The following is a 5,223-nucleotide window of genomic DNA, read 5'->3' on the forward strand; positions in this document are numbered from 1 at the left end:
GCAGGCTGGACCCGATCCTGGCCGCCCCCCCAGCGGCTGCGAGCTGACGCGGGCGTTGCAAGCGAAGCTGCGACGAGCGCGCGACCAACTGCTGACCTTTGTGGACTGGCCCGGTCAGGTTGAGGCGACGAACAACGCCTGCGAGCGCGATCTCCGTCCCGCCGTGATCCAGCGCAAGGTCACCAACGGCTATCGCGCGATGTGGGCCGCCCAGGGCGAGGCGGACGTGCGCACCGTGGTCGACACCGCCCGCCTGGTGCCCGGCACCAGCATCTTTGGCACCATCCTGACAACCGTCACGGCCTGACCACTCGTCCGCAAAAGTCAGGGGGGTGGGTAATTACCCGGTCAGCGGTAATCGCCACCAGCCGGGCACGATCACCAGCATCAACGATAACGCATACTTCCTGGGCCATTCGCCCAGCGTGGCACGCCTCAACAGGAGTGTGAATCGTCCGTCTGCGTCAGTGCACTAGAGGCCCACCAGTTTCGCCGGACTCTCACTGACCAGCTTCGCCCGGCGGACGTAGCCGCGCATAGTTCGCAGATCCTTGTGCCGCGTGTGATCCATGATCGCTTCATCCTTCGCCCCGGCCTGATAAGCCTGCGTGATGAAGCCGGCGCGAAGCCCATGGGGGGAGAGGGACTCGAAGCTCCCGGCCTTCAGCCCCGCCAGCGCTACGCGCCGCGCCAGAATTTCGGGAAAGGCCCGAGGGTGGAGAGCGGTGGGCTCGATGCCACCCCACCGGTTCACCTTCCGGAACACCGGGCCGTACTGGCAATCCGAGGCGCGCAGCCAGAACTCTACCGCCCGGACTGGGCAGGTCTCCGGCTTCATCCCACGCGGGATGCCGATCTCGACGCCTTTGCCTTCCTGGTCGCCCTTGGCGCGCGGGATCATCAGTCGCAGGCCGTCAGCGGTGAAGGTCAGGTGCTCCCGGTGCACCGCCACCAGCTCCGAGCGCCGCAGCGCCCCGGCGAAGCCCAGGAGCAGCAGGGCTCGGTCGCGCATCCCCGTCAGGCCGCTATCGCAGGTGGCGACCAAACGCCGAACCTCGGCGATGCCGATCGCAGCGGCCTGGCGAGGCGGCGTGCCATGGCGGCGCAGGATGCCGGACAGGGTATCGCGGATAACCTGATGCGAGGCGTCCCAGGCCAGACCCTTCATCCGGTGCGCCCGTCCGATGGCGGCCAGACGGCGGCGAAGCGTCGGACCCGCGTGACTGACCGCCATGGACGCCAGATACGCCGCCACGGTCGCCGGATCGGCCGGAAGCGGCTCGACGCCGCGCGAGCGGGACCAGGCGGCGAAATCCTCCCAGTCCGCCGCGTAGGCCTTCAAGGTCGCAGGCGATAATGCATGCCGGGCGTAGTCTGCGGCGCGGGCCAGGTCGGAGGCGGGGAGCGGGACGAGATCGGCCATGAGCTTTTCCAACGCGGTAGCCAGAGCATACCTCAACTGTAGCGCTAGCTGCAATCGCGTTGGAAAGGGTTTTATGGCATGTTACCGGCAGGGCAGGGGCCTCATGACCCGTCATGAGCGGCCTTGAGCAGCAGATCCCAGTCCGAGAGCGACACCAGGCCCTTCGCCACCGCTTCCCGGCCCGCATCGAGGAATGCGATGTGCCTGGCCCGGGCCAGCAGCTGGACCCGCTCAAAGATTCCGGCCAGTCGATCTGCCTCGGCCTCAATCGCCAGCCGTCGTTTGATATCGGGGTTCATAGCCAAGCCGACGCCTCTGTTCTATTTTTGTTCCTGTATGTCGAAGCACCTGGACGGCCGCCCAAAGCCGGTCAATCCAGTGTGGTATAGGAAACAGGAATGGTTGCAGCTTGCCTGCCGTTGCGGGCATCGGGCGCCGCTGCATATCGGGGCCCTGGCCCTGCAGCACGAGCTGGCCAGCACGGTCCGCCTTTACCAGGTGGTCGAGCGGATGGGTTGCCATCGCTGCGGCCGCAAGCCCGTTGGCGTCGAGGTGAAGGACCGGCGCAGATAACGCACCAGCCGCGCCGCCTCATCTTCACCGCCGCTGGAAAACATGCCTATGCAGAAAACAGCGTCTTGCTGGCCCCCTTGGTTGAGGGTCGTGACCGGTTTTCATCCCCGGCGGGTCGGTCCATTCCGGTGAGTAAATAGGCAGAAAACAGCGTCTTGCTGACCCCTTCGGTTGCGGGCCGTGACTGGTTTTCATCCTCGGCGGGTCGCTTCATTCCGGAGAGAAACTAACACCAAGTGCACGAAGGTCTCACCTCTGGGACCTTCGTGCGCTGGGTGCCATCCGGCGCCCCGGCCCTAGGGGTCGTAGGTCGGAACTTCGTCGGCTTAGTATAACTACTGCTGGAGCCGGAGGACCGACGTTGAGTGATGTAACGGTCATGCGCGCCGAAGAGGCCGCCCTGACATACACACTCCACAACATGCGGCCCATCAGCGTGTTGCGGGGGTCTGGGGCCTGGACGCAGCGGTTGCCTTACCCTCGTTTGGGATCAAGCGTCGCGGACGTATTCCGGCCGCCCCAACGCGAGCACGCGGTTCAGTACGTCGGCGGCGATGGCCACCTCCGTCGTCTGGCGTCCATCCGGTTGCGAACCTAGTCCACCGCCGATGACGCGTTTCCAACGCGAGATATCGGACTCCACCAGAGCGCCCCATTTGTAGCCCGACGCGCACTGCCAGCCCATGCGGCCGCGCTCAGCGATACATCGAAGGTGCTCATCCCGCTGCGATGGCGTGGTCTCAGCAATGGCGCTCAGCACCGCACTCGCACGTGGCGGGACGACGGCCGCGTCGGGATGGCGCGCCGCGACCGCGGCATAGACATCGTTCCAGTCGGAGGCACCGTCACCGCTGAACGACGCCACGGAGCCGTCGACCCGCTCGAGCAAGGGGCCGACCTGCGAACCGTCGTCGGCATCCCTGCCAGTCAGCAGCGAGGCGACGATCTGACCCGTGCCGGCGTCGGTAGCGAGGTGCAGCACCTTCCAAGCCCGACGCTGCTTGGTGCCGTGCTTCTCCTCCAGCCACCCTCCGGGACCGCATAGCTGCAAACCCGTGCTGTCCACCAGCAGATGCATAGCCTCGCGGCCGCAGCGCGGCCATCCCACCTCCAGCGTCTCAGCCTGGCGGCAGAGGGTGCTGTGGTCCGGCACTGGCAGGTCAAGGCCGAGCAGCTGCAAGATGGAATCATACCAAGCGCACGAAGGTGAAACCGTCGTGCGCCCTCGATCGCCGGAGTGCCGTCCGGCGCCTCGGCCCTTACGGGACGCAGATCGGAACTTCGTCGGCTTAGTATCAATCAGCCCCTCGGTCTGGCGCAGCGCCAGGCGGAACACGGCCCGCAGCGTCAGGGCAGTGGCGATCACCAAGGCCGAGTACTTCCGCCGGCCGCCACGCCCGGCGCGCGCCTCGGCGCGCCAGCCCTCGACCGCCGCCTCGGAGAACCACACGGTCAGGCTGCCCCGGGCCCGCAGGCCCGCATCATACTCCGCCCGGTTCGTTACCCTGAGACGTTGACGTGGGATATAATGCCGACGATCAGCGTTGGCTTTGAAAACCAAGGTTGGTCCACCCCCGATAATCGAGGGCCCGCGCTACTCACCAGCCTGCCCGACACCTCCAGATCAGGCGACCGGTGCAACGACGTCGCGGAGGGTCGCACCTATGGGAGCGACGAAGCAATGTCTTGTAATGCCGGTCATCAAAACTCATTTAGGGTTTCTCAACAAAAAGCCATCCGTGAACTTCAAGTTACGAAAGCTACCCGCGATATTTACCTAATGATCTGTGTTTGAATGCTTTCTTCCAACGCGATTTTTAGATCTATGACTATTATGCAGCTAAGCGCATTGCGCGAGTGACTTCGACAAGCGTCGCAACAAGATCATCCACTGCATAAGGTTTGCGTAGAATGGGAGCGTCCGATCGAAAGTCCGCGTAGCCGGTCTGGATCACAACCGGCACGTCATTGCTCCGTAGCAAGTCGATGACTGGCAATGCTGACTGACCTGCAAGATCGAGATCAACCACAGCGGCGTCAAGGCCACGATCCCGCAGCGCGCTGGACACCATGTCGAAAGCTACCGTCAGCGTCGCTGCCGTCCCGACAACGTCAGCTTCCTCAGCCATCAAGACATCCTCAATCAAGAGAGCGAGCAAAGCTTGATCTTCGATAATAAGTATACGCTTTCCTTTGAGCATCCGATTCGAGCCTCTCTGAGCTGGAATATAGGAGGCCTAGGAATTTTTACCAGTGGTTCTGTGACGAAATCGCGAGCGGGCTGCTCTTGGTGACCCGATTTCGCTGCTTACCGCGCCCCCAGCATGTTTGAAACGCTTTCGCTACATAATCCGTGGACAGCTTCAACCAACAAGTCAAATGAACACGGCTTATGGTAAAGTGCATTGCCGAAACTTACGACTAAGTCCTGGTAAGCTGTGTGAAATAGAAATGGCACCCTAAACTGTGTGAGTAGTTCAGCAACGGGCCAAACCAATTCACCATTAAGATTGACATCGAGAATCGCAGCATCTATGCCACCGGACCCCATCTCTTCTTTGACAATGCTGATAGCCTGATCAACGTAAGCTTCCGGTCCTAATATTGCAGCACCAGCGTTAACCAGATAATCTTCAATCGACAAAGCCAATAATGCCTCGTCCTCGACTATCAGTACACGCCTACCCGTCAACATTTTGCTGAGCGCCTCTTTTAGTTAAACTCACAAATCAACAAATCCTGCGCAAGTGCATGTGCGACCGGACAGGGGTCCCGAACGCAGGCAGCATAAGTCCATCGCTAAGCTTACTCAGGCGTTAACAGCCGACCGCTTCCTTGCTGAAATGTTGCGGGCGTGAGTATGTATTCGGTGTCAAAAGCCACTTAATTGGCAATCACCTAGCCCGAAAAATTCATGAGGCGGGGCGAGAAGCCTGGTGACGCCGCGGTACGCTCGCGTTCTGGTTGTGCGGGCGCGTTCGGCCGATGCCGGTTTCAGAGCCGGCTCTTGGTTGCAGATCGCGGAGCTTGGGGTTGCGGGTTGGAGGGCGCGGCTGGGGCACATGCCCCGGCGGTCAGCAGACCAGACGAGGCATGCGCTCAAGGGCGAGGTGGATGATGGCCTTGGCCGGATAAGCGCTGGGCAGGTGCAGCATGACCCGGGTCTTCCGTGCGACGACGCGCGTGGCAAGCTTGATCAGGCGCAGGCGCAAGGTGTCGAGCTGGAC

Annotated in this window: 8 protein-coding genes; 2 read left to right on the forward strand and 6 right to left on the reverse strand. The window is 62.3% G+C overall.

The window, feature by feature from the left end:
• Positions 1-307, forward strand: a 307-nt coding sequence (locus tag EP26_RS29655) for an IS66 family transposase (protein WP_043344827.1), incomplete at its 5' end; no start/stop codon positions are given.
• Positions 308-472: 165 nt separating this feature from the next.
• Here EP26_RS29655 and EP26_RS29660 read toward each other — a convergent pair.
• Together EP26_RS29660 and EP26_RS29665 are read right to left on the reverse strand one after the other, a co-directional pair.
• Positions 473-1,423: a site-specific integrase gene (locus EP26_RS29660; protein ID WP_043344829.1), complete on the reverse strand. Its 951-nt coding sequence runs from the start codon at positions 1,421-1,423 to the stop codon at positions 473-475.
• A 101-nt stretch (positions 1,424-1,524) separates the two neighbouring features.
• Complete coding sequence (locus EP26_RS29665; RefSeq protein WP_043344831.1) at positions 1,525-1,722, reverse strand: hypothetical protein; 198 nt, start codon at positions 1,720-1,722, stop codon at positions 1,525-1,527.
• 103 nt (positions 1,723-1,825) lie between these two features.
• Here EP26_RS29665 and EP26_RS35830 point away from each other — a divergent pair, with 103 nt between their 5' ends.
• Positions 1,826-1,996, forward strand: coding sequence for a hypothetical protein (locus EP26_RS35830; protein WP_157033932.1), 171 nt, complete (start codon positions 1,826-1,828; stop codon positions 1,994-1,996).
• A 490-nt stretch (positions 1,997-2,486) separates the two neighbouring features.
• Here EP26_RS35830 and EP26_RS29670 read toward each other — a convergent pair whose 3' ends face one another.
• The 4 genes from EP26_RS29670 to EP26_RS35840 all read right to left on the reverse strand — a co-directional run.
• On the reverse strand, positions 2,487-3,557 hold the full coding sequence (locus tag EP26_RS29670; RefSeq protein WP_043344832.1) for an IS5 family transposase: 1,071 nt from the start codon (positions 3,555-3,557) through the stop codon (positions 2,487-2,489).
• Between the two features lie 271 nt (positions 3,558-3,828).
• The gene (locus EP26_RS29675; RefSeq protein ID WP_043344834.1) at positions 3,829-4,197 is read right to left on the reverse strand and encodes a response regulator; all 369 of its coding nucleotides are present in this window, start codon (positions 4,195-4,197) and stop codon (positions 3,829-3,831) included.
• A 107-nt stretch (positions 4,198-4,304) separates the two neighbouring features.
• On the reverse strand, positions 4,305-4,646 hold the full coding sequence (locus EP26_RS35835) for a response regulator (RefSeq protein WP_157033933.1): 342 nt from the start codon (positions 4,644-4,646) through the stop codon (positions 4,305-4,307).
• 424 nt (positions 4,647-5,070) lie between these two features.
• Positions 5,071-5,223 (reverse strand): transposase (locus tag EP26_RS35840; RefSeq protein WP_043344835.1); only part of this gene is annotated, 153 nt, incomplete at its 5' end.

The organism is Belnapia moabensis DSM 16746, from assembly GCF_000745835.1.
In the GTDB taxonomy this organism is placed as follows: domain Bacteria; phylum Pseudomonadota; class Alphaproteobacteria; order Acetobacterales; family Acetobacteraceae; genus Belnapia; species Belnapia moabensis.